Genomic DNA, 2,977 nt, shown 5'->3' with positions numbered 1-2,977 from the left:
GCCCGGGTCCGGGCGTGTGCTCGAGTCCGGGTCCGTGCCCGGGTCCGGGCGTGTGCTCGAGTCCGGGTCCGTGCCCGGGTCCGGGCGTGTGCTCGAATCCGGGGCCGCGCCCACGTCCGCGCCTGCGGCACGGCCCGCGCCCACGTCCGCGCCTGCGGCACGGCCCGCGCCCCGGCCGTGCCGCACGTCTGTTTCCGTGCCGTCGGCCCGGTCCGCCCCTGCCGCCCGCAGGGCTTCCCGCACCTGCGGGACCGTCAGCCACTTCTGTGGGGCCAGGATCTTTGTCACCTGGGGTGCGAAGGACGGTGACGACACCACGATGTCCGGGGTCGGGCCGTCCGCGACGATCTCGCCGTCGGCGAGGATCGCCACCCGGTGGACGAGTTCCGCCGCGAGCTCCACGTCGTGCGTGGCGAGGACGATCGCATGGCCCTCGGCCGCGAGCCCCCGCAGGACGGTGACCAGGCGGGCCTTCGCCGCGTAGTCGAGACCGCGGGTCGGCTCGTCCAGGAGCAGCAGGGGCGGGCGGGCCGTCAGGACGATCGCCAGGGCGAGCGTCAGGCGCTGGCCCTCGGAGAGGTCACGGGGGTGGGTGTCGTCCGCGATGCCGGGGAGCAGCTCGCTGACCAGGGCCCGGCAGGTGCCCGGCTCGGCGCCCGCGTCGTGGTCGGCGGCCGTGCACTCGGCGGCCACCGTGTCCGCGTACAGCAGATCGCGCGGTTCCTGGGGGACCAGGCCCACGTGGCGGATCAGTTCGCGCGGGCCCGTGCGGTGCGGGACGGTGCCGCCCACCCGGACCGAACCGGACGCCGGTTCGAGCAGGCCGACCAGGGTCGAGAGGAGCGTGGACTTGCCCGCGCCGTTGCGGCCCATCAGGGCGATCGTCTCGCCTGCGCGGACGGTGAGGTCCACGCGGCGCAGCGCCTCGACCCGGCCGCGGCGGACGGCCAGCGACGTGACGGCCGCGGCGGCCTGGGGCTCGTCACTCTTCTTCGTACGCCGACGAAGGCTCGGCCTGCGCGGCGCCGGCTGCTCGGCAGGGCGCACGGCCGGCGTCTCCTCGGGCGGCTCGGCCCCGGAGAGGCGTTCGCGCAGGGCCCCCGCCCGCCGTCGCGCGTCCCGCACCGTCAGCGGCAGCGGCGACCATCCTGCGAGGCGGCCCAGGGCGACCACCGGCGGGAACACGGGGGAGCGGGCCATCAGGGCGGCCGGGTCGCCGAGCACCGGGGCCTCGCCCGGCGCCGCGAGGAGCAGCACCTGGTCCGCGTACTGCACGACCCGTTCCAGACGGTGCTCTGCCATCAGGACGGTGGTGCCCAGGTCGTGCACGAGCCGCTGAAGGACGGCGAGCACCTCCTCGGCGGCGGCCGGGTCGAGCGCGGAGGTCGGCTCGTCGAGCACGAGGACCTTGGGGTGCGGGGTGAGGACCGAGCCGATCGCGACCCGCTGCTGCTGGCCGCCGGAGAGCGTGGCGATGGGCCGGTCGCGCAGATCGGCGAGGCCGAGCAGGTCGAGGGTCTCCTCGACGCGGCGGCGCATCACGTCCGGGGCGAGGCCCAGGGACTCCATGCCGTACGCCAGCTCGTCCTCGACCGTGTCCGTCACGAAGTGCGAGAGCGGGTCCTGGCCCACCGTGCCGACGACATCGGCGAGTTCGCGCGGCTTGTGGGTGCGGGTGTCGCGGCCCGCCACCGTCACGCGGCCGCGCAGAGTGCCTCCGGTGAAGTGCGGTACCAGGCCGCTGACCGTGCCGAGCAGCGTCGACTTGCCGACTCCGGACGGGCCGACGAGCAGCACCAACTCACCTTCGGGTACGGCGAGTTCGACCCCGCGAACGGTGGGCTCGGCGACGCCTTCGTACGTCACGGAGACATCCTCGAAGCGGATCATGAGGTCTCCTTGGGGGGAACGGGGGCTGCCGACTCACCGGCGGGGAGCGACGCGGTCTTGCGCCAGGCGGCGGGCGAGGGCTTCGTCAGGGCGGCGGCCGCGGGGGCCGGTTCCCCCGCGGGCACGGGCGCCGACTCCTCGGGCGGCACCGGCGCCACGAAAGCAGGCAGCAGCCCGATCAGCACCGCCGCCGCGGGCCACAGCGGCAGTGTCGGTGCGGTCAGGGGGACGACTCCGGGGTGCAGGGCGGCCGTGTCGTACGCCGATGCCCAGATCATCAAGGCCGCCACCGCGATGCCCGACCCGGCGACGAGCCAGGCGCGCACGCCCCAGGGGTCGGGCCGGTAGCGGGTGCGCACGGAGCGGCGGCCGCCGAGGCGGAGTCCTGCCAGGGCGGCGAGCAGCCCGACGGCGAGCACGGGCAGGCCGTAGCCCGCGCCTTCCGACGAGAGCAGGCCGTACGTCCCCGCGCAGACGCCCATCAGACCGCCGAGCGTCAGGGCGGCGGTCGTCCTGCGCACCCGGGCCGGGACATCGGCGGTGCGTCCGAAGCCCCGCGCGTCCATCGCGGCGGCCAGCGCCACCGACCGTTCAAGGGCGCCCTCCAGGACCGGAAGGCCGACCTGGAGCAGTCCCCGTACGCCCTTGTCGGGCCGTCCGCGCAGGCGCCGCGCGGCCCGCAGCCGCTGCACGTCGGTGATCAGGTTCGGCGCGAACGTCATCGCGACGACGACGGCGACCCCCACCTCGTACAGCGCGCCCGGCAGCGACTTGAGCAGCCGGGACGGGCTGGCGAGTGCGTTGGCGGCGCCCACACAGATGAGCAGACCCGCGAGCCGGACCCCGTCGTAGAGCGCGAAGAGCAGCCCCTCGGCGGTCACCCGGCCACCGATCCGCACGCCCTTCGCCCAGTCGGGCAGCGGGACTTCGGGGAGCGTGACAAGGACATGCGTACCGGGGATCGGCGAGCCGAGGACGATGGCGAAGACGAGGCGGATCGCGATGACGACGAGGCCGAGCTTCACGAACGCGCCGTACGACCGCGCCCACGGGGGGGGCGGCCGGCGCGCGGGGACCACGGTGCCCC

1 protein-coding gene and 1 pseudogene are annotated in these 2,977 nt (G+C 75.6%); both read right to left on the bottom strand.

All coding sequences use genetic code 11. The annotated features are described in order from the left end of the window. Positions 1–228: 228 nt before the first annotated feature. A pseudogene (locus ACFWY6_RS07450) lies at positions 229–1,890 on the bottom strand (ABC transporter ATP-binding protein); the annotation flags it as partial. Beyond that, on the bottom strand, positions 1,887–2,977 hold a 1,091-nt coding region (locus ACFWY6_RS07445), incomplete at its 5' end, for a CbiQ family ECF transporter T component (RefSeq protein WP_384687297.1). The gene ACFWY6_RS07445 and the pseudogene ACFWY6_RS07450, both read right to left, overlap by 4 nt.

The organism is Streptomyces sp. NPDC059037, assembly GCF_042740015.1.
GTDB lineage: Bacteria > Actinomycetota > Actinomycetes > Streptomycetales > Streptomycetaceae > Streptomyces.
The sequence above is the reverse complement of the archived record's forward strand: the minus strand, read 5'-3'. Positions and strand labels throughout refer to the sequence as shown.